18 protein-coding genes are annotated in these 23,928 nt (G+C 63.7%); 12 read left to right on the forward strand and 6 right to left on the reverse strand.

The window, feature by feature from the left end:
• Positions 1-199: 199 nt before the first annotated feature.
• Both putA and J5M58_RS15365 read right to left on the reverse strand, forming a co-directional pair.
• On the reverse strand, positions 200-4,153 hold the full coding sequence (gene putA / locus J5M58_RS15360; RefSeq protein WP_207878638.1) for a trifunctional transcriptional regulator/proline dehydrogenase/L-glutamate gamma-semialdehyde dehydrogenase: 3,954 nt from the start codon (positions 4,151-4,153) through the stop codon (positions 200-202).
• 31 nt (positions 4,154-4,184) lie between these two features.
• On the reverse strand, positions 4,185-4,436 hold the full coding sequence (locus J5M58_RS15365) for a hypothetical protein (protein WP_207878640.1): 252 nt from the start codon (positions 4,434-4,436) through the stop codon (positions 4,185-4,187).
• Positions 4,437-4,510: 74 nt separating this feature from the next.
• Between J5M58_RS15365 and putP the strand changes: the two genes are divergently transcribed.
• From putP to J5M58_RS15410, 9 genes are all read left to right on the forward strand, one after another.
• Positions 4,511-5,989: a sodium/proline symporter PutP gene (gene putP, locus J5M58_RS15370; protein ID WP_207878642.1), complete on the forward strand. Its 1,479-nt coding sequence runs from the start codon at positions 4,511-4,513 to the stop codon at positions 5,987-5,989.
• Between the two features lie 185 nt (positions 5,990-6,174).
• Positions 6,175-7,011: a 23S rRNA (adenine(2030)-N(6))-methyltransferase RlmJ gene (locus J5M58_RS15375; protein ID WP_207878644.1), complete on the forward strand. Its 837-nt coding sequence runs from the start codon at positions 6,175-6,177 to the stop codon at positions 7,009-7,011.
• Between the two features lie 254 nt (positions 7,012-7,265).
• Positions 7,266-9,023, forward strand: a complete 1,758-nt coding sequence (locus tag J5M58_RS15380; RefSeq protein ID WP_013974482.1) for a carbamoyltransferase — start codon at positions 7,266-7,268, stop codon at positions 9,021-9,023.
• Entirely contained in the window at positions 9,007-10,137 is a 1,131-nt protein-coding gene (locus tag J5M58_RS15385) for a glycosyltransferase (RefSeq protein WP_207878646.1), read from the forward strand. Before J5M58_RS15380 ends, J5M58_RS15385 begins: the two co-directional genes overlap by 17 nt.
• Positions 10,137-11,033, forward strand: a complete 897-nt coding sequence (locus tag J5M58_RS15390) for an antimicrobial resistance protein Mig-14 (RefSeq protein WP_207878648.1) — start codon at positions 10,137-10,139, stop codon at positions 11,031-11,033. The genes J5M58_RS15385 and J5M58_RS15390 overlap by 1 nt, the downstream gene beginning before the upstream one ends.
• Positions 11,030-12,433: a PIG-L family deacetylase gene (locus J5M58_RS15395; RefSeq protein ID WP_207878650.1), complete on the forward strand. Its 1,404-nt coding sequence runs from the start codon at positions 11,030-11,032 to the stop codon at positions 12,431-12,433. Before J5M58_RS15390 ends, J5M58_RS15395 begins: the two co-directional genes overlap by 4 nt.
• Positions 12,434-12,481: 48 nt before the next feature.
• Positions 12,482-13,438: a glycosyltransferase gene (locus tag J5M58_RS15400; RefSeq protein ID WP_112253723.1), complete on the forward strand. Its 957-nt coding sequence runs from the start codon at positions 12,482-12,484 to the stop codon at positions 13,436-13,438.
• Between the two features lie 66 nt (positions 13,439-13,504).
• Positions 13,505-14,278 (forward strand): glycosyltransferase family 2 protein, encoded by a 774-nt coding sequence (locus J5M58_RS15405; RefSeq protein ID WP_207878652.1) that lies wholly within the window; start codon positions 13,505-13,507, stop codon positions 14,276-14,278.
• Between the two features lie 37 nt (positions 14,279-14,315).
• Positions 14,316-15,407 carry a glycosyltransferase gene (locus J5M58_RS15410; RefSeq protein ID WP_207878654.1) on the forward strand — a complete coding sequence of 364 codons (1,092 nt, stop codon included), beginning with the start codon at positions 14,316-14,318 and terminating at the stop codon, positions 15,405-15,407.
• A 3-nt stretch (positions 15,408-15,410) separates the two neighbouring features.
• Here the strand turns inward: J5M58_RS15410 and J5M58_RS15415 are convergent, their stop codons facing one another.
• Positions 15,411-16,016, reverse strand: a complete 606-nt coding sequence (locus tag J5M58_RS15415; protein WP_112253720.1) for a toluene tolerance protein — start codon at positions 16,014-16,016, stop codon at positions 15,411-15,413.
• A gap of 101 nt (positions 16,017-16,117) precedes the next feature.
• Between J5M58_RS15415 and J5M58_RS15420 the strand changes: the two genes are divergently transcribed.
• The 3 genes from J5M58_RS15420 to hldE all read left to right on the forward strand — a co-directional run bounded on the left by J5M58_RS15420 (position 16,118) and on the right by hldE (position 20,669).
• Positions 16,118-17,293 carry an O-antigen ligase gene (locus J5M58_RS15420; RefSeq protein WP_112253719.1) on the forward strand — a complete coding sequence of 392 codons (1,176 nt, stop codon included), beginning with the start codon at positions 16,118-16,120 and terminating at the stop codon, positions 17,291-17,293.
• 15 nt (positions 17,294-17,308) lie between these two features.
• The gene (gene msbA / locus J5M58_RS15425; protein WP_207878656.1) at positions 17,309-19,117 is read left to right on the forward strand and encodes a lipid A export permease/ATP-binding protein MsbA; all 1,809 of its coding nucleotides are present in this window, start codon (positions 17,309-17,311) and stop codon (positions 19,115-19,117) included.
• Positions 19,118-19,247: 130 nt separating this feature from the next.
• The gene (hldE, locus tag J5M58_RS15430; RefSeq protein ID WP_112253717.1) at positions 19,248-20,669 is read left to right on the forward strand and encodes a bifunctional D-glycero-beta-D-manno-heptose-7-phosphate kinase/D-glycero-beta-D-manno-heptose 1-phosphate adenylyltransferase HldE; all 1,422 of its coding nucleotides are present in this window, start codon (positions 19,248-19,250) and stop codon (positions 20,667-20,669) included.
• A gap of 134 nt (positions 20,670-20,803) precedes the next feature.
• Here the strand turns inward: hldE and J5M58_RS15435 are convergent, their stop codons facing one another.
• The 3 genes from J5M58_RS15435 to J5M58_RS15445 are packed head-to-tail and all read right to left on the reverse strand — an operon-like array spanning position 20,804 to position 23,807.
• Positions 20,804-21,772 (reverse strand): metal ABC transporter ATPase, encoded by a 969-nt coding sequence (locus tag J5M58_RS15435; protein ID WP_133975797.1) that lies wholly within the window; start codon positions 21,770-21,772, stop codon positions 20,804-20,806.
• Between the two features lie 50 nt (positions 21,773-21,822).
• Positions 21,823-22,635 carry an aldo/keto reductase gene (locus tag J5M58_RS15440; protein WP_207878658.1) on the reverse strand — a complete coding sequence of 271 codons (813 nt, stop codon included), beginning with the start codon at positions 22,633-22,635 and terminating at the stop codon, positions 21,823-21,825.
• Positions 22,632-23,807, reverse strand: coding sequence for an FAD-binding oxidoreductase (locus J5M58_RS15445; protein ID WP_112253714.1), 1,176 nt, complete (start codon positions 23,805-23,807; stop codon positions 22,632-22,634). The genes J5M58_RS15440 and J5M58_RS15445 overlap by 4 nt, the downstream gene beginning before the upstream one ends.
• Positions 23,808-23,928: the final 121 nt, after the last annotated feature.

Below are 23,928 nucleotides of genomic sequence, written 5' to 3' on the forward strand. Positions count from 1 at the left end.
AAAGCGGGTAACTATGGCCTGACAGGTTTGGCACGTTGCAACAAATGTGGGAGCGGGCTTGCCCCGCGAAGCGCCGCGCGGGCGGCGCTCGATACCACAGGCGCAGAAAATGTTGTGGCGAACACCTGTCAGCCCAACCCCAACCCCCATAAAAAAAGGAGAGCCGAAGCTCTCCTTTTTTCGTTAACAACCCTCAGCCTCAGCCAATGGTCATCAGGCTGGCATTACCACCGGCAGCAGCAGTGTTCACACTCACCGCCCGCTCAATCACCAAGCGCTCCAACGCAATCTGGTGGTCGCCGCTGGACAGCCCGTGCACACCCACGATCGCCCCGGCACGCTTGGCCACCTGCTGGCACACGCCGCGCAGCTGGTCCGAGTCGCCATGGTGGATCACGGCGTCGAACGCCACTTCATCCTTGTTCCAGTCCGCCACCAGCTTGACCTTGGCCTGCAGCTCTCGCGGCAGGCGGGCACGCAGGGCCTTGCCTGGCTCGCCGTCAGCCCATACCGCCGAGCTGCCAACGGCCAGTACTGCGGCGAACTGCGCCAGCAGGTCGGCTTCGTTGTCGGCCAGGCACAGCACGTGCTCGCGTGGCAGGATGGTGTAGCTGTTGCGCTCGCCGGTCGGGCCTGGCAACAGGCGGGCGATGCCGCTCTGCGACTGGCTGGCGAACTGGCTGCACAGCGCGGCCAGGTCAGCCAGCTGGTTGCTCTCGGCCCAGGCCTTCAGGCCGTGCAGCGGCTTGATCAGCTGTTCGTGCAGGGTGCGGTCAGGCTTGCCTTCGCCATCCTGCTGCTGGAAGTGGCGGCCGATCGCATCCGCCGGGCGGGTCGACAGCAGGCGGTACAGGTACAGCGGGCCGCCAGCTTTCGGGCCAGTGCCGGACAGGCCTTCACCACCGAACGGCTGCACACCCACTACCGCACCGACGATGTTGCGGTTGACGTACATGTTGCCGGCGTTGGCGGTTTCCACCACCTTGGCGATGGTCTCGTCGATGCGGGTGTGCACGCCGAGGGTCAGGCCGTAGCCGGAGTTGTTGATCTGCTCGATCAGCTGGTCCAGGTTGCGACGGTTGTAACGCACCACGTGCAGCACCGGGCCGAAGATTTCACGCTTGAGCTCGTCGAAGCTTTCCAGCTCGATCAGGGTCGGCATGACAAAGGTGCCGCGCTTGATCTCGGCAGCATCGGCAATCGCCACCTGGTAGACCGAGCGTCCTTTCTCGCGCATGCCCTGGATGTGCTTCTCGATGCCGGCCTTGGCTTCGGCGTCGATCACCGGGCCGATGTCCACGGCCAGGCGGTCCGGGCAGCCCAGGCGGCTTTCGGCCATGGCGCCCTTGAGCATTTCGATCACGCGGTCGGCGGAGTCTTCCTGCAGGCACAGCACGCGCAGTGCCGAGCAACGCTGACCGGCGCTGTCGAAGGCCGAGGACACCACATCGATCACCACCTGCTCGGTCAGTGCCGAGGAATCGACGATCATCGCGTTCTGGCCACCGGTTTCGGCGATCAGCGGGATCGGGCGGCCCTGGTTGTCCAGGCGGCCGGCAACATTGCGCTGCAGCAGGCGGGCCACTTCGGTGGAACCGGTGAACATCACGCCTTTGACGCGCTCGTCACCCACCAGGCCGGCACCGACGGTTTCACCGCGGCCTGGCAGCAGTTGCAGCACGCCTTCAGGGATGCCGGCTTCCAGCAGCAGGCGCACGGCCTGCGCAGCGATCAGCGGGGTCTGCTCGGCCGGCTTGGCCAGGACCGGGTTGCCGGCGGCGAGCGCTGCGGCCACCTGACCGGTGAAGATCGCCAGCGGGAAGTTCCACGGGCTGATGCACACCACAGGGCCCAGCGGGCGGTGGGCGTCGTTGCTGAAATCGTTGCGTGCCTGCACCGCGTAATAGCGCAGGAAATCCACGGCTTCACGCACTTCGGCGATGGCGTTGGCGAAGGTCTTGCCGGCCTCGCGGATGAGCAGGCCCATCAGCGGCTGGATTTCGGCCTCCATCAGGTCGGCGGTGCGCTCCAGAATGGCGGCGCGCTCGGCCGGCGGGGTGGCCTGCCAGATCGGTGCTGCATTCAGTGCGCACTGGATGGCATTGTCGACGTCGGCGACAGTGGCTTCCTGGACATGGCCGACCACGTCGCGGTGGTCCGCCGGGTTCAGCACCGGTGCGACTGCGCCCTCGCTGGCGGCGCAGGCCAGCAGTGGCGCGGCTTTCCAGTCGTTGTGGGCGGTGGCCAGCATGGCGCAGGACAGCGATGCCAGGCGGTGTTCGTTGGCCATGTCGATGCCGGCCGAGTTGGCCCGCTCGCTGCCATACAGTTCACGCGGCAGCGGGATACGTGGGTGCGGCAGGCCGATACTGCCTTCCTGGGTGCCCATGCGCTCGATGCTGGCGACCGGGTCGGCGACCAGTTCCTGGATGGAGATCGAGTGGTCGGCGATGCGGTTGACGAACGAGGTGTTAGCGCCGTTTTCCAGCAGGCGACGCACCAGGTAGGCCAACAATGTTTCGTGGGTGCCGACCGGTGCATAGACGCGGCACGGGCGGTTCAGCTTGCCTTCGGAGATCTTGCCGACCACCTGCTCGTAAAGCGGCTCGCCCATGCCGTGCAGGCATTGGAACTCGTACTGGCCCGGGTAATAGTTCTGACCGGCAATGTGGTAGATGGCCGACAAGGTGTGGGCGTTGTGGGTGGCGAATTGCGGGTAGATGGCTTCTGGCACTGCCAGCAGCTTGCGGGCGCAGGCGACGTAGGACACGTCGGTGTACACCTTGCGGGTGTAGACCGGGTAGCCTTCCAGGCCTTCGACCTGGGCGCGCTTGATTTCGCTATCCCAGTAGGCGCCTTTCACCAGGCGAATCATCAGGCGGTGGCGGCTGCGCTTGGCCAGATCGATGACATAGTCGATCACATATGGGCAGCGCTTCTGATAGGCCTGGATGACGAAGCCGATACCGTTCCAGCCGGCCAGCGAAGGCTCGAAGCACAGGCGCTCGAGCAGGTCGAGCGACAGCTCCAGGCGGTCGGCTTCTTCGGCGTCGATGTTCAGGCCGATGTCGTACTGCTTGGCTAGCAGGGTCAGCGACAGCAGGCGCGGGTACAGTTCTTCCATCACGCGCTCGTACTGGGCGCGGCTGTAGCGCGGGTGCAGCGCCGACAGCTTGATCGAGATGCCCGGGCCTTCATAGATGCCACGGCCATGGGAGGCCTTGCCAATCGAGTGGATGGCCTGCTCGTAGGACGCCAGGTACTTCTGTGCGTCGTGCTCGGTCAGTGCGGCTTCGCCAAGCATGTCGTAGGAATAACGGAAGCCCTTGGACTCGAAGCGGCTGGCGTTGGCCAGGGCTTCGGCGATGGTTTCGCCGGTAACGAACTGCTCGCCCATCAGGCGCATGGCCATGTCGACGCCCTTGCGGATCATCGGCTCGCCGCTCTTGCCGATAATGCGAGTGAGCGAAGAGGTGAGGCCGGATTCGTTGTGGGTGGACACCAGCTTGCCAGTCAGCAGCAGGCCCCAGGTAGCGGCATTGACGAACAGCGACGGGCTGTTGCCCAGGTGCGGCTGCCAGTTGCCGGTGCTGATCTTGTCGCGGATCAGCGCGTCACGGGTGCCCTTGTCGGGGATGCGCAGCAAGGCTTCGGCCAGGCACATCAGTGCCACGCCTTCCTGGGACGACAGCGAGAATTCCTGCAGCAGGCCCTGGACGATGCCGGCACGACCGCCAGCGCTCTTCTGGTTACGCAGTTTTTCGGCGATGCCGGCGGCCATCTTGTTGGTCGCTTCGGCCAGCGGGGCGCTCAGGCGCGCCTGCTCCAGCAGCATCGGCACCACTTCCTGCTCGGGGCGGCGGTAGGCGGCGGTGATCGCCGAGCGCAGTACCGACTGCGGCAGGATGCTCTCGGCGAACTCGAGGAAGCACTGGTGGCTGTGTTCGGGCTGGACCTCTCCGGCGTCGTCAGCCAGGTTGCTGGCATGGCCGTTGAGTTCGGTCAGGGTGGCACCACCCTCGAGCTTCTCCAGATAATTGAAGATCGCTTGCTTGATCAACCAGTGCGGGGTGCGGTCAATCGACTGCGCAGCTGCCTTGAGTCGCTCACGGGTCGGGTCATCGAGTTTGACCCCAAGGGTGGTCGTCGCCATTTCTTATCCTCGTTATTGCCACGGTTGTGGCCTAAGCTGACGTCAAGAGTAGCTGTAGGACAATTCGGGTGCAACCAGGTGCAACCCGAATTTTTGACGGAAAAGGTGCAACTCGTCCGACTGCCATTTCCATATTCTGAAAAGGATCGTTTCTGGTGCGTTTTATTCTTGAAAGCAGGCTTTTTGCTCCAAAAAGGAGCAAGAAATCAGATTTTTCGGAAAATGCACGAGCAGGTGCAACTTGCAAATGAAAAATGGTTGCACCCGCTTTGCGTTGTTGCATACGATTCGCCGCCTGGGTGCAACCGCCATGGCTGCGGTTGTGCATGACATAAAAACAAACGCCAGGGCACACGCATGGGTAATCCACTAACGATCACTTTTGTGGTCTATATCGCCGCAATGGTGCTGATCGGCTTCGCCGCCTATCGCTCCACCAAAAACCTTTCCGACTACATCCTCGGCGGCCGCAGCCTGGGTAGTGTGGTCACCGCGCTTTCCGCCGGCGCTTCCGACATGAGTGGCTGGCTGCTGATGGGCCTGCCGGGCGCCATCTACTTCTCCGGCTTGTCCGAAGCCTGGATTGCCATCGGCCTCACCGTCGGCGCGTACCTGAACTGGCTGTTCGTAGCTGGCCGCCTGCGCGTGCAGACCGAGCACAACGGTGATGCGCTGACGCTGCCGGACTACTTCTCCAGCCGTTTCGAAGACAATAGCGGCCTGCTGCGGATCATCTCGGCCATCGTCATCCTGGTGTTCTTCACCATCTACTGCGCTTCCGGCATCGTTGCCGGTGCCCGCCTGTTCGAGAGCACCTTCGGCATGTCGTACGAAACCGCTCTGTGGGCCGGCGCCGCAGCGACCATCGCCTACACCTTCATCGGTGGTTTCCTGGCGGTGAGCTGGACCGATACCGTGCAGGCGTCGCTGATGATCTTCGCGTTGATCCTCACTCCGGTGATCGTGCTGATCTCCACTGGCGGTTTCGATACCACCTTCGCTGCCATCGAGGCGGTGAACCCGGCCAACTTCGACATGCTCAAGGGCGCCACCTTCATCGGCATCATCTCGCTGATGGGCTGGGGTCTGGGCTACTTCGGCCAGCCGCACATCCTGGCGCGCTTCATGGCTGCCGACTCGGTGAAGTCGATCGCCAATGCCCGCCGCATCTCCATGACCTGGATGATCCTGTGCCTGGCCGGCACCTGCGCCGTGGGCTTCTTCGGCATCGCCTACTTCTCTGCGCACCCTGAACTGGCGGGTCCGGTCACCGAGAACCACGAGCGCGTGTTCATCGAGCTGGCGAAGATCCTGTTCAACCCGTGGGTCGCCGGTGTGCTGCTGTCGGCCATCCTGGCTGCGGTGATGAGCACCTTGAGCTGCCAGCTGTTGGTGTGCTCCAGCGCCCTGACCGAAGACTTCTACAAGTCGTTCCTGCGCAAGAACGCTTCGCAGGTCGAGTTGGTATGGGTGGGCCGCCTGATGGTGCTGGCCGTCGCCCTGATCGCCATCGCCATGGCTGCCAACCCGGAAAACCGCGTGCTGGGCCTGGTGGCTTACGCCTGGGCCGGCTTCGGTGCTGCTTTCGGCCCTGTGGTGCTGATTTCTGTGCTGTGGAAAGGCATGACCCGCAACGGCGCACTGGCCGGTATCGTGGTCGGCGCCCTGACCGTGATCCTGTGGAAGAACTTCGACACCCTCGGGTTGTACGAAATCATCCCGGGCTTCCTGTTCGCCAGCATCGCCATCATCGTGGTGAGCAAGCTGGGCAGCCCGTCGCAGGCGATGGTCAAGCGCTTCGAAACTGCTGATGCGGCTTATCACGCTGACAAGTAACACCGGTTGAATCGGCGGCGCCTGCTTCGCGGGTGAACCCGCTCCCACAGGTACCTCGCAGGCTTCGAGTTCTGTGCAATCCCTGTGGGAGCGGGTTTACCCGCGAAGAAGCCCCCGCCGATCAGCAGCCAGGCCTGACTCCGCCTGCAAGGCAAGGTAAACTTGTCACCCCCGCAGGAGTTGCCATGAACTATCGTCACGCCTTCCACGCCGGCAACCACGCCGACGTCCTCAAGCACATCGTGCTGACCCGCCTCATCGCCCTGATGTCGCGCAAGGAACAGCCATTCGCCTATATCGATACCCATGCCGGGCTCGGCCTGTACGACCTGCAGGGCGATCAGGCAAGCCGCACCGGCGAGTATCTGGAAGGTGTCGCCCGTCTGTGGAATCGCGATGACCTGCCGGCCATGGCCGATGACTACTTGCGCATCATCAAGCGCCTGAATGCCGATGGCGAGCTGCGCTACTACCCCGGCTCGCCTGAACTGGCCCGCCGCCTGATGCGCCAGCAGGACCGCGCCCTGCTCAACGAGAAGCACCCAGAAGACGGGCCGCTGCTCAAGGAAAACATGAAGAAAGACCCGCGCGTGACCGTGCACCTGGGTGAAGGCTGGCATGTGCCGCGGGCCTTGCTGCCGGTTCAGGAAAAGCGCGCGATCATGCTGATCGACCCGCCGTTCGAACAGGCTGATGAGCTCAAGCGCTGCACTACCGCCATGAAAGAAGCGATTGGCCGCATGCGCCAGACCGTCGCGGCAATCTGGTACCCGATCAAGGACCAGCGCTCGCTGACCCGCTTTTACCAGGACCTGACCAGCACCGGCGCACCGAAGCTGCTGCGGGTCGAGTTGTATGTGCACCACCAGGACAGCCCGCAGGGGCTCAATGGCTCAGGTCTGGCCATCGCCAACCCGCCGTGGGGGCTGGAGGAAGAGCTCAAGGAACTGCTGCCATGGCTGGCCAAAGAGCTGGCGCAGACTGCCGGTAGCTACCGGATGGACTGGTTGATCGCTGAATAAGCGAACAGCGCAGGCCCATGAAACTCATGCGGTGTGGCTGAAATCCCTGGGGCCGCGGTGCGGCCCTTTCGCGACGCAAGGCCGCTCCCACAAGGGTTGCACTATCCCTGTGGGAGCGGCCTTGTGTCGCGATCGAGGGCGCAGCCCTCGCAGAGGCATGCGCGTACTGCGCTTTGCGTTATAATCCCGCCCTTTAGCCGCCACCCGCCCAAGAGGCCGCTGGCGCATTTCTACCGAATGAAGAGGCTAATCCCTTGGCATTGACGATTCTTGGCCTGTCCGGCGCCCTTAGCCATGACCCTTCCGCGGCCTTGTACATTGACGGCAAACTGATTGCCGCCGCCGAAGAAGAGCGCTTCGTGCGTGACAAGCATGCGAAGAACCGCATGCCCTACGAGTCGGCGAAGTTCTGCCTGGAGCAGGCAGGCATCAAGCCATCCGACGTCGACGTGGTAGCCATCCCGTTCGCCCCGATCAGCCTGTTCGGCAAGGCGCGCTGGCACTATGCCAAGCGCTACTGGTACGCCCCGGACCGCGCCCTTGACGCCATCCTGATGGGCAACCGTCGCTACAAGCGCTACCGCAAGAAGATCGTCTGGTGCCTGGAGCAACTGGGCTTCGACCCGAAAAAGGTCAAGATCGAGCCGGTCGAGCACCACCTCGCCCACGCCTCCAGTGCCTACCACTGCTCGGGCTTCAAGGAAAAAACCGCAATTCTCGGCATCGATGGTAAAGGCGAATACGCCACCACCTTCTTTGGCTATGGTGAAAACGGCAAGATCCACAAGATCAAGGAGTTCTTCGACCCGGACTCGCTGGGCGGCCTGTACGGTGCAATCACCGAGTTCCTCGGCTTCGAGATGCTCGATGGCGAGTTCAAGGTCATGGGCATGGCGCCCTATGGTGACGCCAGCAAGTACGACTTCTCTCGTCTGGCCAGCTTCGAAAACGGCGAACTGGTGATCAACACCGAATACGCCAACGTCATCGGCCTGCGCCGCTATAAAGAGAAGGGCAAGGGCTTCTACTTCTCGCCGAAGCTGATCGAATGGCTGGGCCCCAAGCGCGAAGGCGACATTGCCGACGAGCCGTACATCCATTACGCAGCCAGCATGCAGGCGCTGTTCGAGAAGATCGCCCTGCAGATGATCGACCACTACCTGGGCGACGTTCTGCGTGAAACCGGCAAGCTGGCCTTTGCCGGCGGTTGCGCGCTGAACGTCAAGCTCAACCAGAAGATCATCGCTCGCCCAGACCTGAAAGAGCTGTTCGTCCAGCCGGCTTCCGGTGACGCCGGTACCGCCGTGGGTGCTGCCGCCTATGTTTCCCACGCCCGTGGCGTGCCGGTCGAGAAGATGGAGCACGTCTACCTCGGCCCTTCGTACTCCAACGAAGACGTGATTGCTGCCTGCGCCCGTCATCCGAACGCGCCGAAGTGGCGCAAGCTCGACGACATGCCGCAGCGCATCGCCAAAATCATGGTCGATGGCAACCCGGTGGCCTGGTTCCAGGGCCGCATGGAGTTCGGCCCCCGAGCCCTGGGCGGCCGTTCGATCATCGGTTGCCCGAGCGTGCCGGGCGTAGCCGACCGCATCAACGAGCAGATCAAGTTCCGCGAACGCTGGAGACCTTTCTGCCCGTCGATGCTCGACACCGTCGCCCCGCAAATGATCAAGGTCGACCACCCGGCGCCGTTCATGACCTTCACCTTCGAAGTGGCTGAAGAGTGGAAGACCCGCGTGCCGGAAGTGGTCCACGAGGACGGCACTTCGCGTGCCCAGGTGCTAAAGCGCGAGTACAACCCGCGCTATTACGACATGATGAAGGCGCTGGAAGACCTGACCGGCAACGGCGTGTCGCTGAACACCTCGCTGAACCGCCGTGGTGAACCGATGATCTGCTCGCCGACCGACGCCCTTAACATGTTCTTCGGCTCGGACCTGCAGTACCTGATCATGGAAGACATCCTGGTTGTAAAGGACGGCGCGGCCCCGTATGACCAGCCGCTCTGAACCGCGCATTCTGCAGTTCTGCCATGGCTATGACGGGCCGTTCCTGGACTGCGCCCGTCAGTACGCCAGCCTGTTCCAGGGGCGTGGCTACCAGGTGACCACCGTGTTCCTCACCGGCGCCGCCGACCCGCAGGTAGCGGCTGGCTGCGCGTCGGACGAGGTGCTGTTCCTGGAATTCAGCTCCAAGGCCGTGCGCGGCCTGAAACTCGGCGCCATCCGTGCATTGCGGCGGATTGCGGCCGAGCGCGATTTCGCCTTCTGCATTGCCCATCGCTTCAAGCCGATCTACGTGGCGTTGCTGGGCACCGGCTTGCCGGTGATCGGCGTGCACCATGCTTTCGGTGACTACGAGCGCAAGGGGCGACGCATCTTCGCCAACCTGTTCAGCGAACGCCTGAGCTTGCTGGGCGTGTCGGACGCAGTACGCGACGACATGCGCCGCTGTCTGCCACAGTGGCCGGCAGAGCGTATCCAGACCCTGTACAACCGCATCGACATCGACGCCCTGCAAGCGGCCCTGGTGCCACGCGCCGAGGCCCGCCAGGCCCTCGGCCTGGATGCGCAGGCGTGGATTGTCGGTAACGTCGGGCGCCTGCACCCGGACAAGGACCAGGCCACTCTGCTGCGTGGCTTTGCCGAAGCGCTGCCGGGGCTGCCAGCCGGCGCCCGCCTGGCAATCCTTGGCCAGGGCCGCCTGGAAGCCAGGCTCAAGGCCCAGGCCGCCGAGCTGGGCATCGCCAGGCAAGTGGACTTCCTTGGCCAGGTGCCGGATGCGCGCCGTTACTTCCAGGCGTTTGATGTGTTCGCCCTGAGCTCCGACCATGAGCCGTTCGGCATGGTCCTGCTTGAAGCCATGGTCGCCGGTGTACCGGTACTGGCCACGGCCTGTGGCGGTGCCCGCGAAGTGGTCGAGGGTGTCGGCGTGCTGTTCCCGCTGGGCGATGCCGGGCAGCTGGCCCAAGGCCTGAAACACATGGCGGTGCTCGATGGGCAGCAGCGCCAGGCCTGTGCCGAGCACATGCTGCAGCGCCTGCGTGAACGCTTCTCCGATCAGGCGGTGCGCGAGGCATTCTGGCAGCTGCCGCAGGTTCGTGCGCTGGTGGGGCAGGCCTGATGCTCAACCGTATCCAGGCCTTCCGCGAGCGCGGTTGGCAAGTTATCGACGCCAAGGCCTATGCCGAGGCATGGGCACGCTTTGGCGGAAGTGTCGCCACGCATCCGCTGGTGGTCGAGCAACTGGCGGACCTGGCGCAGATCCCGGTGCGTTACCTGGGGTGGCACCAGGCCGGCGAGCTGAAGGCCGCCATCCCCACCTGGGGGCGCCACCTCGCGCTGTCCAAGGATGTGCTCAAGCGTGCAGGTAAAAAGGCCCTGTTCGACCTGGGCAACGCCGAGATCATCCTGCCGGCGGCGGCCGATGCCGCTGCACCGCTGCGCCATGCCGCGCGCTACCTGTCCGAACTGAACCAGGGCCGCTTCAGCGGCCTCAAGGCGCAGAAGGAACAGCTGGCCATGGCCCGCGCCCACGAAGACCTGTCGAAGAAGTTCCGCTACAACCAGCGCCGCGAGCTGCGCCTGCTGGAAGAGGCGGGCGGCGTGGTGCGCCCGATCAGCGACTTCAGCGCGCAGGAGATCGCCAGCATGTACTGCGACCTGTTCCAGCGCCGCTGGGGCTTCCCGGCTACTGGTGCCGAGCGCATGGCCGAGGTGCTGGAACGCCTGCGTGAGTTGTTGATCGGCTCGGTGCTGCTGTTGGACGGCAAGCCGATTGCCATTCAGCTGGTGTACCGTGTCGAAGCGCCGGAATGGATCAGCGTCGAGTACATCAATGGCGGTGTCGACCCTGAAACCAAGGCCTTCAGCCCTGGTAGCGTGCTGAGCTTCCTCAATACCCAGGCCGCCTGGGAAGACGCCCGTGCGCGCAACAAGCCGCTGCGGTTCTCGTTCGGCCGTGCCGACCGCGAGTACAAAGACCGTTGGTGCAACCCCGTACCGGTGTATCAGGCGTGAGTCGCAAGCAGCAGTTGCTGAAGCGCCACCGGCGCAACAAGCGCCTGGGCCTGCTGGCGGGCCTGGTCGCGCTGGTTGCCGTTGGTGTGTTCAGTTGGTGGTGGTTGCCACTGCTGCTGTTGCCGCTGCTGTGGGCTGCCCATGAAGCCTGGTTCGCCGACCACCTGTTCTACGCTCCGGGCGAGGACTACGCCTACGACTTCGGCGAGCAGACCCGGGAAGCCCCTGCCAGCCTGAGCGGCGGCCTGCTCAAGGCTGACTGCGCATTGCAGGGCAACGAAACCCTGATCCTCGAGCTGCAGGTGAAAAGCAGCTGGCTGGGACGCTTCCTCGACCCGCAGGTCGAGCTGGTGGCTGGCGAGCAGGCCGATCGGCAAACCTTCGAGCGCGGCGTCGATGGCCTGCGCTTCCTCAACTTGACCGGCCTCGCCGCACCTCTGCAGGCTGGCGCTTTGCGCCTGCGTGGCCGGCATTGCCGGCTGTCGGGCCAGCCGCGCTTGTGGATAACCCCGGCGGTGGAGCTGCAACGGCGCCGGGTGATGGTGATCGCGCCGCATGCCGATGACGCCGAGTTGGCCGCTTACGGCCTCTATAGCCAAGCCGACGAAACCTGGGTAGTGACCCTGACCGCCGGTGAGATCGAGGCCGAACACTATCAGCGAATGGGGCTGGCAAAGGCCGAGGCCGCTCGGCTGAAGGGCCGCCTGCGGGCCTGGGACAGTATTGCCGTGCCACGCTGGGCCGGTGTGGCGGAGTCGCGTTGTGTGCAGCTGGGCTACTTCTGCCTGCAGCTGCCTGCCATGCAGGCCGCGCCAGACCAGCCGATCCCTTCCCGGGAGGCTGACCTCGCCGATATTCGCGTGTTCCGCCAGTTCAACCCGTTCCCGCTGCCGGCCGACGATGATGGCGCGCCGACCTGGCACAACCTGCTGGCCGACCTGCGGGCCTTGCTGGAAATGGCCAGGCCAGAGGTGCTGGTGATGCCGCACCCGCAGCTCGACCCGCACCCCGACCACATCTGTGCCCAGGCAGCGGTGCTGGAGGCCTTGCAAGGCCTGGCCTGGCAGCCGCAAACCCTGCTGTGCTACGCCAACCACCTGCATGACAACGACCGTTGGCCAATGGGCGACAGTGGTGATGGCGTGGCCTTGCCGCCACAGATGAGCATTGCCCAGGCCTGGGCCCCTTGCAGCCTGGTACTGGACCTGGCAACCCAGCGCGACAAGGCCATGGCCCTGGGCATGATGCACGACCTGCAGCCACCGGCGCCGTTCAAGCGTCGCCTGCGCCGCCTGTTGCAGCGCTGGCTGGCCGGGCGAGGGCCGTCGCCTTACGGCGAGAATGAATTCTTCCGCAAGGCCGTGCGCCGACATGAACTGTTCTGGCGGCGTGAGCTGTAGCCGCGCCCCATGCTTGACCGCGATGGCGCAGAGCGCCCAAGGAACCCAATGAAAGTCCTATTTCTGGTGCAGAAGGAACAGCGGGCGATTCTCGACCGCCTGTACGATGGCGTCGCGGCCAACTGCGAGTGCGACCTGCGCTGGCTGACCAGCGAAGACCAGCGCAACCTGCGCCGCTATTTCAAGCGTGAAGTGCAGGTCGAGCGCTATGACCGCATTGTCTTCTTCCTGCGTTTCAAGCAGGAAATCCGTCAGGTGGCATTCATCCGTACCGTGCCGAACCTGGTCATCCTCGAGCACGATGCCTACCAGAACTACATCCCGTGCAAATACACCGGCAAGTTCAGCGCCCATTACCGCAAGTTGCCCTGGGCACGGGTGATCAGCTCCGGCTACATGGTCAGCGAGCGCCTTCGCCAGGAAGGTTTCGACGCCGTGTTCGTGCCCAAGGGCTACGACGAGCAGTTGCTTGCCGACCAAGGGCGTGAGCGCGACATCGAACTGGCCTTCGTCGGCAGCACCAACAGCGTGGCCTACAGCGGCCGCAAGGCCTTGCTGGACGAGCTGGGCCGGGTCGAGAACCTGGTAGTCACTCGTACCAAGTCGGGTGAAGACTATTGCAACACGCTCAACCGGATCCGCTTCTTCGTCAGTGCCGACGTCGGCATGGGCGAATACATGATCAAGAACTTCGAAGCCATGGCCTGTGGCTGTGTGTTGCTGGCGTATGACCAGGGCGAGGAAGAGAACCGAGCGCTGGGCCTGCAGGACATGCACAATGTGGTGTTCTATGACAGCATCCCGACCCTCCAGGAAAAGCTCCAGCGTTTGCGTGCGGACCCTGAGCTGGCCCGGCAGATTGCAGAAAATGGCCGCCATCTGGCGGTTTCCCGTTTCAGTTTCGGCGCAGTTGGACGTAGCATCGTCGACCATATGCGCCCGGCACTCAGGCCCCATCCGCCGTTGTCTGCATGGCAGCGGTTGCGCCTGAAGCTGGGCATCTAACATAAGAACTTTCGCGCCCAAGGAACGGGCGTTGGAAGTCGATAGTCGCAATGCGGAGGGAGTCCGGTGCGCTTTTCAAATGAGAGTGACGTCACGCTCGTCGTGACCAGTTGTGGGCGGTTCGATCTGCTCAAAGATACGCTTGAGAGTTTCGATCGCTACAACACCGCGCCCATTCGCGAAGTGTTCATCACCGAAGATTCCGGTGACGATGCCGTGCATGCCGCTGTGCCGGAACACTGGAAATCGCACTGCAAGGTGTTCGTCAACCGGCCAAAGCTGGGCCAGCTGCCGTCTATCGACCTGGCCTACAGCCATGTCAAGACGCCCTACATCTTTCACTGCGAGGATGACTGGCGCTTCTATCGCCAGGGCTTCGTCGAAGACTCACGGGCCATCCTGGAGGTCAGCCTCGACCTGTTGCAGGTGTGGCTGCGCAGCCATGCCCATGACCTGGCCATCCACAGTCCGTACATCCGCCTGGGCGATCGCCAGGTGATCGCCGGGGTGCCATGCTACCCGCTGCTGTCCGACAAGGCCGAGTGGCAGGCGTTTTCGCTCAACCCGGGGCTGCGTCGTTTGAGTGATTACCAGCGTTGCGCGCCATTTGCCGCCTATGCTGGAGAGAAGGCACTTTCCCGACGCTACGCTGAGTTAAACCTTACAGCGGTCACCCTGGAGGGTGATGCAGTATTGCACACCGGATTTGGTAATCACGTGACCTTGCCCATCGAAGTGAAGCGCAAGGCCAAACGTCGCAGACGTGATCGGATAAAGCTGGCATTGACGCTGGTGGCGGGTGCCGTGATCGGCATGGGAATCACCATTTTTGTTCAATGAAGTCGCTGTCCCACCTGACATGAGCGGGAGAGGGCCCATGAACATCGTCAATATGATGTGGGCGGGTGGAACGCCGTACATGTCCATCCACAAGGTGCATCGGCAGGTACTGTCGCACGCGGGTGCCGATGCCCGGATCAGTAACTGGCTGTTGCTGGGTAGCGGGCTCTGCTGTGGGCTTGGTTCGACCCGGGAATGGCATATGCCCTCACGGGCGCTGAAAGGGCGGCACTTCTGGCGCCTGTTGCGCCCATGGTTGCGCATGCGCTTGCGCAAGGCGCTGAACGAGGCCCAGGCTGAAGTCGTGCTGCTCGACGGTGTCGGTGTGGCGCGGTTGGTATTGCCGTTGTTGCAGCAGGTTCCGCAGGTACGTGCCAAGGTGCTGTTCCACGGCAAGACGCGCCTGAGTGCCAGTGATGTTCGCCTGCTGCGCAGGTTCCCGGCCGAGCGGCTGAGCATCGCCGCCGTTTCGCAGACGCTTGCCACAGCACTCGAACAGGACCTTGGCAGGCCGGTGCAGACCTTGCGCATGGCCCTGGACCCGCGGGCTTTCGCCGAGCCTTTGTTAAGCCGGGAGGCCGCCAGGCAGGCCCTGATGTTGCCGCAGGTAACCGGGTTGCTGCTGGGTGCGGTCGGGCGGTTGGTGCAGAGCAAAGGTTTCGAGATGCTGATCGAGGCGTTCGCCAAGGCCAGTGCGCGCCAGCCTGAACTGCAACTGGCAATCATCGGCGAAGGCCCTCTGCATGAGGTACTGCAAGCTCGTATCGACGCGCTGGGCCTGGTCGGGCGTGTTCACCTGAGCGGTCACCGCGACGACCTTCAGCGGTTGTACAAGGCATTCGACTGGCTATTGGTGCCTTCGCGCTCCGAAGGCCTGGGGCTGGTGGTGCAGGAGGCGGTCATGGCCGACGTGCCGGTGGTGTGCAGCGACCTGCAGGTGTTCCGCGAGCAGTTGCAGGACACCGGTGGCTACCTGCCCGTTGCCAACGAAAATGCCTGGGCCGAGGCGATCGAGCGTTGTGCGGCGATCAGTGCCCCGGCGGTAGCCGCCCGGCAGCGTCAGGCGCTGGCCCCGGAGCAGGCCTGGCAGGCCTTCTGCAACGGCTCGCAAAGCCTGCTGCGCAGCTGACGCTCAGCGCGCCAGCAAGGCTGCCTCGAAGGCGGCAAGAGGGAACCGGTCGCCCAGGTTCTCCCGTTCGATATAGCGCACCATATGCTGCACATTGCGCCGAATCATGCGCGCCGACAGTGGCGGGCGCAGGAAGCGCATGTCGGCCACGTCGATCAGCCCCAGGTGCTGGTCGGGAGTGACCACCACATTGCCCAGGTGCAACGAGCGGAAGTACACGCCGCTGTGATGCAACTGGCGGATCAGTTCGATCAGGCGCGGCAGATAGGTGTCCCAGCTGAAACCTTCATCGCGCGACATCTGCAGCAAGGTACGCCCAGGCAGCGGGCGGTACAGCACGGCCGTGCGGCCCGGCAGGTCGAGCTTGTGCTGGCTGATCACTTCCAGCGTGGGGATGCCCAGTTGTGCAAGGCGTGCGGCGTTGTCGACGAAGCGCTGCGAGTATGGGCGCAGCAGTGCAGATGAAATCAGCCGCTTCCTGCGAAAAACCTTGAGGAAATTACCATCCGTGAGCAGGTAGACTTTGGCGCCATGGCTATCTGCCTCAAGCACCTGTGCGCCTTGTGTCAGCTGATCGAAGTCGACCTGGGGGAGCCGGGAGCATTGCATGAATAGAGCCTTGTCGTCGGGCGAACAGAATGACCGGCAATAATGCCGAAAATAATGTTGTAGCACCATTGGATGGTGTCTTTGGTTGATCGGGGGAAAGGATGTTGTATCAGAAAAACTGGGCGCGAGCCTGGTTGGGGTTTGGTCTGATCTGGTTCCTGGCAGCGATTGCCCTGGCGCCGAGTAACAAGGTCTATCAGCAAGGCCTGGTGCTGTTCCTGTGGTTGCCGACGCTGGTAATGGCGTGGTCCGCAAGGCAAATCATCGTGCAGGCCTGGCGGCGTCAGCCGGCCTTGTGGGGAAGCGTGCTGTTGCTGCTTGCATGGAGCGGGCTCAGCCTGGTCTGGTCGAGCGCAGAGGACCCTGGGCGCGAGGCCAAGCGCCTGCTCTACATCCTGTTGTTCCTTTTGGCGTTTCCACTGCTGGCCCAGCTCGGCCTGGCCCGTGTCCGCCAACTGCTGGTGATCGGTAGTGCCTTGCTGGCGGTGGCGGCGCTGATCTCGGTCATTCATTTCTACGGCATGGAGGGCAAGCTCTGGTTGGTCCGCTTGCAGGGCATCGGCGAGATATCGCACCCTATTCTCGGCGCCTATGTCATCGGCGCGGCCGTGCTTTTCCTGATTTACCAGCCGCCGCAGCAGCGTGGCCTGCAATTGGTGTGGCTGGTGGCGCTGGCTTGCCTGGGCGTGTTCGTCATGCTTAGCCAGAGCCGTGGGGCGGTGCTGGCCTTGGTGTTTACCGTGATCCTGGGCCCGCTCTGGTTCCGCGACCGTCACAGCCGAGTGTTTGCCATCCTGGCCGCCATCGCCACCGGCCTGGCCTTCTATTTCGTTTACGATCTGATCGCCCACCGCGGTTCGTCCTACCGGCCGGAGATCTTCCATGCTGTAGTCGACATGATTGCTGCGGCTCCCTGGAGCGGCCTTGGCCTGGGTGCAAGCTACGACGTGACTGTAGGGAACAGGCATTTTGACCACACTCACAACATGTTCACCCATGTTGCCGTGGAGATGGGCCTGCCTGGCATGCTGATGTGGATATTGGTGTGGCTGTACACCCTGGGCGAAATCGTACGCGCACGCGGCACGCTGTTCGGCAAGATCCTGCTCGGCTTCTGGGTGTACTCCACCCTGGCGATGCAGTTCGATGCCGCCAGCCTCACCGGTACGCCACGTGCCGAATGGTTTATCAGCTGGCTGCCCGTGGGCCTGGCCATGTTGCTGCCATGGGGGAGTGCCGAAAATGGCGCCTGTGGTAAAATTTCCGGTTCAACCTGAACAGCGAGCTTGATAATGGCCGAAACACCGCGATCGGCGGAACACACCTCCAGCCTGAAGATCTACTTCCGGCTGCTGAGCTATGTGAAACCCTATGTCGGCATTTTCCTGCTGAGCATCATTGGTTTCGTGATCTTTGCCTCGACCCAGCCGATGCTGGCCGGGATCCTGAAGTATTTCGTCGATGGGCTGAGCAACCCCGAAGCAGTGTTGTTCCCCAACGTTCCCTACCTGCGCGACCTGCAACTGCTGCAGGCGGTGCCGCTGCTGATCATCCTGATCGCCGCGTGGCAGGGGCTGGGCTCGTTCCTTGGCAACTACTTCCTGGCCAAGGTTTCCCTGTGTCTGGTGCACGACCTGCGTGTGGAACTGTTCAACAAGCTGCTGGTGCTGCCTAACCGCTACTTCGACAACCACAACTCCGGGCACTTGATCTCGCGCATTACCTTCAATGTGACAATGGTAACCGGTGCTGCCACCGATGCGATCAAGGTGGTGATCCGCGAAGGCCTGACCGTGGTGTTCCTGTTCGGCTACCTGTTGTGGATGAACTGGCACCTGACCCTGGTGATGGTCGCCATCCTGCCGGTGATCGCGGTGATGGTCAGCGTCGCCAGCAAGAAGTTCCGCAAGCAGAGCAAGAAGATCCAGGTGGCCATGGGGGACGTCACCCATGTCGCCTCGGAAACCATTCAGGGCTACCGCGTGGTGCGCAGCTTCGGCGGCGAGGCCTACGAGCAGCAGCGGTTCGGCAAGGCCAGCCAGAGCAACACCGACAAGCAGCTGCATATGACCAAGACCGGCTCGCTGTACACGCCGATGCTGCAGCTGGTGATCTACAGCGCCATGGCCGCGCTGATGTTCCTGGTGCTGTTCCTGCGCGGTGATTCCACTGCCGGTGACCTGGTGGCTTACATTACCGCCGCCGGTCTGTTGCCCAAGCCGATTCGTCAGCTTTCGGAAGTCAGCTCCACCATCCAGAAGGGCCTGGCCGGCGCCGAAAGCATCTTCGAACAACTGGACGAAGCACCTGAAGTGGACAGCGGTACGGTCGAGAAGGAGCGGGTGGAAGGTCGCCTGGAAGTGCGCAACCTCAGCTTCACCTACCCAGGTACCGAGCGTGAGGTGTTGAGCGATATCAGCTTCGTCGCCGAGCCAGGGCAGATGATTGCACTGGTCGGCCGTTCCGGCAGTGGCAAGTCGACCCTGGCAGCGCTGATCCCGCGCTTCTATCACCACGATCAGGGGCAGATTCTGCTCGATGGCGTGGAAATCGAGGACTATCGCCTGCGCAACCTGCGTCGCCACGTCTCGCAGGTGACCCAGCATGTCACCCTGTTCAACGATACCGTGGCCAACAACATCGCCTATGGTGACCTGGCCGGCGCCCCGCGCGCCGACATCGAAGCCGCTGCGGCCGATGCCTACGCCAAGGAGTTCGTCGACCGGCTGCCAAAAGGCTTCGATACCTACGTGGGTGAAAACGGTGTGTTGCTCTCCGGCGGCCAGCGCCAGCGCCTGGCCATCGCCCGTGCACTGTTGAAGAACGCACCGCTGCTGATCCTCGACGAAGCCACCTCGGCACTGGATACCGAGTCCGAGCGACATATCCAGGCTGCACTGGACCATGTGATGCAGGGCCGTACCACGCTGGTGATCGCCCACCGCCTGTCGACCATCGAGAAGGCCGACCAGATCCTGGTCATGGACCAGGGTCGTCTGGTCGAGCGCGGCACCCATGCCGAGCTGCTCGCGGCCAATGGCCATTATGCCCGCCTGCATGCCATGGGCCTGGATGAGCCGGCCAAGGCCGATATCACCTGAACCCTCGTTGATCGGGGCCATCATGGCCCCGATTGTCACGGGAATTTTCCTGGGGTGATCTGGCCGTAAAGCCGTCGTCTACCCTGTGCTAATATCCTGCCCCTGTTCATTATTTCCATATGGGTTGCCCATGAAGTTGTCCATGCCGCGTTTCGATCAAGCCCCGGTACTGGTGGTCGGCGATGTCATGCTCGACCGCTACTGGCATGGCGGTACTTCGCGTATCTCGCCTGAAGCGCCAGTCCCGGTGGTCAAGGTCGATCAGATCGAGGATCGCCCCGGCGGCGCGGCCAACGTTGCCTTGAACATCGCCGCCCTGGGTGCACCGGCTTCGCTGATTGGCGTCACCGGCCAGGACGAAGCCGCCGACAGCCTGGCCAACAGCCTGCATGCTGCAGGCGTGCGCTCGGTGTTCCAGCGCATCGCGCATCAGCCGACCATCGTCAAGCTGCGGGTCATGAGCCGTCACCAGCAGTTGCTGCGCATCGATTTCGAAGAACCGTTCGCCACCGACCCGCTGTCGCTGGGTGCCGAGGTCGACAGCCTGCTCGAGGGCGTCAAGGTGCTGGTCCTGTCCGACTACGGCAAGGGCGCACTGAAAAACCACCAGAGCCTGATCCAGGCGGCGCGTGCCAAAGGCATTCCGGTGCTGGCCGACCCCAAGGGCAAGGACTTTTCCATCTACCGTGGTGCCAGCCTGATCACCCCTAACCTCAGCGAGTTCGAGACCATCGTCGGCCGTTGCGCCGATGAAACCGAGCTGGTCGCCAAGGGCCTGCAGCTGCTGCAGGACCTGGACCTGGGCGCCTTGCTGGTGACACGTGGCGAGCACGGCATGACCCTGCTGCGCAGCGGCCAGCCGGCGCTGCACCTGCCGGCGCGGGCGCGTGAAGTGTTCGACGTGACCGGTGCGGGCGATACTGTCATCTCCACCCTCGCTGCGGCCATCGCTGCCGGCGAGGACCTGCCCCACGCAGTGGCCCTGGCCAACCTGGCAGCGGGCATCGTGGTCGGCAAGCTGGGTACGGCTGCGATCAGCGCCCCCGAGCTGCGCCGGGCGATCCAGCGCGAGGAAGGCTCCGAGCGCGGTGTGCTGGGCCTGGAGCAACTGCTGCTGGCCATCGATGACGCTCGGGCGCACAAAGAGAAGATCGTCTTCACCAACGGCTGCTTCGACATCCTGCATGCCGGGCATGTGACCTACCTGGAGCAGGCGCGGGCCCAGGGCGACCGCCTGATCGTCGCGGTCAACGACGATGCCTCGGTCAGCCGCCTGAAAGGGCCGGGCCGGCCGATCAACAGCGTCGACCGGCGCATGGCCGTACTGGCGGGGCTGGGGGCTGTGGACTGGGTCATCAGCTTCCCCGAGGGCACGCCGGAGAACCTGCTGAGCCAAGTCAAGCCGGACGTCCTGGTCAAGGGTGGCGATTATGGCATCGACCAGGTGGTGGGTGCCGATATCGTCAAGGCCTATGGCGGTACCGTGAAGGTGCTGGGGCTGGTCGAGAACAGCTCGACCACGGCGATCGTCGAGAAGATTCGCAAGAACTGAAAAAACCGGGGGCCGCTTTGCGGCCCATCGCGACACAAGGCCGCTCCTACACCAGGCCGTGCAACTTCAAGGCTTGCGCGATCCCTGTAGGAGCGGCCTTGTGTCGCGACGGGCTGCGCAGCAGACCCAGAGTCTTACTTGTGCAATGAAGTCCGCGCCCGCACCAGCAGTTCCCGCGCCTTGTCGCCAAACCGCTGCAGGTGTGAGGCCCGCACCGGCTTGTTCTCCACCAACCCCTGCTGTTTCACCCAATCCTTCCAGCGCACCCGCTCGTCCGTGACCACCCAGCCCTCCTGCCGGGCAAAACTCTCGGCCAGGTACAGCCCGCGCGTGCTCGCCGGCACCAGTTCATCCTTCTTCACGGTATACAGCTCAGCCAGTGGCTGGCCGTCCTTCAATGGCATCAGGTACAGATCTGGCCGTTTGCGGTTCAGCCGCGCCACCAGTTGGTCGCCCTCCAGCCGTTCATCAACATGGAAAAGGCTGAGCTTCTTGGCGTCCCGGGGTACCTGCAGGCGCATGTCGTAGATCAGTTGCAGCGAGGCGGTGGGCAAGTGCACATACGCCCGTGGCCGTTCCAGCAGCATCAGCTTGCCGCAGTGCACCGGGCGCGCGGCACCGGACTCCGGGGTCAGCACGAAGTGCGGCGTTTCGCGGTAGTGCAGGGCGGCAGCGTAGGGTACCGGCAGCCAGGTGTCGTTGAAGCGCCCGCCCAGCCAGCCTTCCGGTGTTTCCAGCAGGCATTCCTCGGCCACTTCCTGAACAGCCGTGTGCAATGGCAGGTTCAGTTCCTGTGCTGGCACATAGCCGGAAATCAGTTTCAGCACCACATCGCCGCGATCTTGCCGGCGCTGACGCACCAGCACCCAGTAATCGCGGTTCTGCCAATGCAGGGTCAGCCGTACCGACACACCCAGGTTGGCCAGTTCGACCACGAAGCGCTGCACATCGGGCAACTGGATGGCCTTGCGCCGCTGTTGAGTCTGGGCAAAGTTCAGTGGCATGCCGATGCTCTGGTAGATCAGCCCTTCGGGCGTGGCCTCGACATGCAGCGGCAGTGTCTTGAAGTTGCTCGGGTTCTTGCGGATCAGCGTTCGCGCCACGAGGCTCCTCCTTGCGTCGGGTCAGTCCAGGCCCGTGGGCCTGGGGCAACTCAATGCTGGCCCAGGATACGGGCCACGGTGGCCACGTTGTGGGCCAGGTGCAACGGATTGATGGTGCCGACGATAGCACTGCTGACGCCCGGGTGGGCGAATAGCAGCTCGAAGCTGGCTTGCACCGGGTCAACGCCGGGGGCCAGGCAGATATGCCCACTGGCCAGGGCCTTCTTCACCAGGATGGCCTTGCCATGCTCGGCAGCGTAGTCCAGTACCGGGCGTTCTGCTTGTTCGTTGAGGTTGTAGGTGACCATGGCGCAGTCGCCTTGCTCCAGCGCCTTCAAGCCGCCGGCGACGGTCTTGCCGGACAGGCCGAAGCCAAGGATCTTGCCCTCCTGCTTGAGCTCGGCAAGGGTCTGGTAGACCTCTTGCTGTTCCAGGATCGCCAGGTCGTTGCCGTCGGAATGTACCAGCACCAGTTCGATGCGGTCGGTTTCCAGGCGCTGCAGGCTGCGTTCCACCGAGCGGCGGGTATGAGTGGCGCTGAAATCGAAGTGTGATTGGCCGTTGTCGAATTCTTCGCCAACCTTGCTGACGATCACCCATTCGTCGCGCTGGCCGCGCAGCAGCGGGCCCAGGCGCTCTTCGCTGCGGCCGTAGGCTGGGGCGGTATCGATCAGGTTGATGCCCAGCTCGCGGGCCTGGGCCAGCAGCAGGCGGGCTTCGTCGTCGCCGGGAATGGTGAAACCGCTCGGGTACTTCACGCCCTGGTCGCGGCCCAGCTTGACCGTGCCCAGGCCTAGTGGCGAAACCCTGAAACCGGTGCTGCCCAAGGGGCGATGGAAGTCGTGCAGGGTGGGCAGGCTCATGGCAGCAGTTGCTCCCAGGCCGGTACGCCCAGCGGTGGGCGTGGCAAGTCGGCCAGGTCGGCCTGCGCTTGTGGGCGAATGCCGTCGCGCTCCAGGTGGCTGATGACGCGGTCGCTGAAGTCCGGCGCAAGAGCCAGCTTGGTCGGCCAGCCGACCAGCAGGCGGTGCTGGTCGGCGAGGAAGGCGTTGTCCGGGCGTACCAGGCCCGATTGCGCCGGCTCCGCCCGGTCGACCCGCAGGGTGGCCCAGCGCACCAGGCTCTGGTCGACCCATGGCAGCAGGCTGGCGATTTCTTTCTGCGCCGCGGCAATTTGCGCAGCCGGCTCGCGGGCGACGCCATCGGCTTCGGCCAGGTCACCGCCCAGGTACCAGACCCACTGGCCGTCGGCGGCCGGGTGGGTGGTAACCGTCACCCGTGGCTTCGGCCCGCCGCCCAGGCAGTGGGCGTAAAGCGGCTTCAGGTTGGCACCCTTGGCCATCACCATATGCAGCGGACGTGTCTGCATGGCCGGCTGGTTCAGGCCCAGGGCATGCAGCAGGTCTTCGGTACCGGCGCCGGCACTGAGCACGATGCGCTGGGCGCGGATGTCGCGCCCGTCCACGCGCAGGCCGACCAGCTCGTCGCCCTCGCGCAGCGGCTCGATGCGTTCGCCGGCGAGCAGGCTGTCACCCGCCAGCTGGGCCATGTTGGCCAGCAGGCTGGGCACGTCCACGACCAGCTCGGCCAGGCGATAGACCTTGCCCTTGAAGGCGCGGTCCTGCAGCGCGGGCGGCAGTTGTTCGCCCTTAACCTGATCGACCCGGCCGCGCACGGCCTTGCTGGCGAAGAAGCTGGTGAGGTTGCCGGCCAGGGTGCCTGGCGACCACAGGTAGTGGGCGTCGGACAGCAGGCGGGTACTGGTCAGGTCCAGCTCGCCGCTGCCGCTCAGCGCTTCGCGCCACCGGCGTGGCATGTCGGCGATGGCTTCCGAGGCGCCGGTGAGGGCACCGTGGAGGGCGTACTTGGTGCCGCCATGGATGATGCCCTGGGACTTGATGGTCTGCTCGCCGCCAAGGCTGGCGCGTTCCACAAGTACTGTCGAATAGCCCAGGCGGCGTAGGCGGGCATTGAGCCAGAGGCCTGCGACCCCGGCGCCGACGATCAGTACGTCAGTGGAAATAGCGGATGGCATGGCGGTACCTCGAAGACTGGGACAGCTGGCAAGTATACAGGGTCGCGCCTGCGGGGGCTTTGCGATCCTTGGGGCTGCTGTGCAGCCCATCGCGATACAAGGCCGCTCCCACAGGTAGAAC

The sequence above is a fragment of the Pseudomonas sp. 32_A genome (assembly GCF_017490905.1).
GTDB lineage: Bacteria > Pseudomonadota > Gammaproteobacteria > Pseudomonadales > Pseudomonadaceae > Aquipseudomonas > Aquipseudomonas inefficax.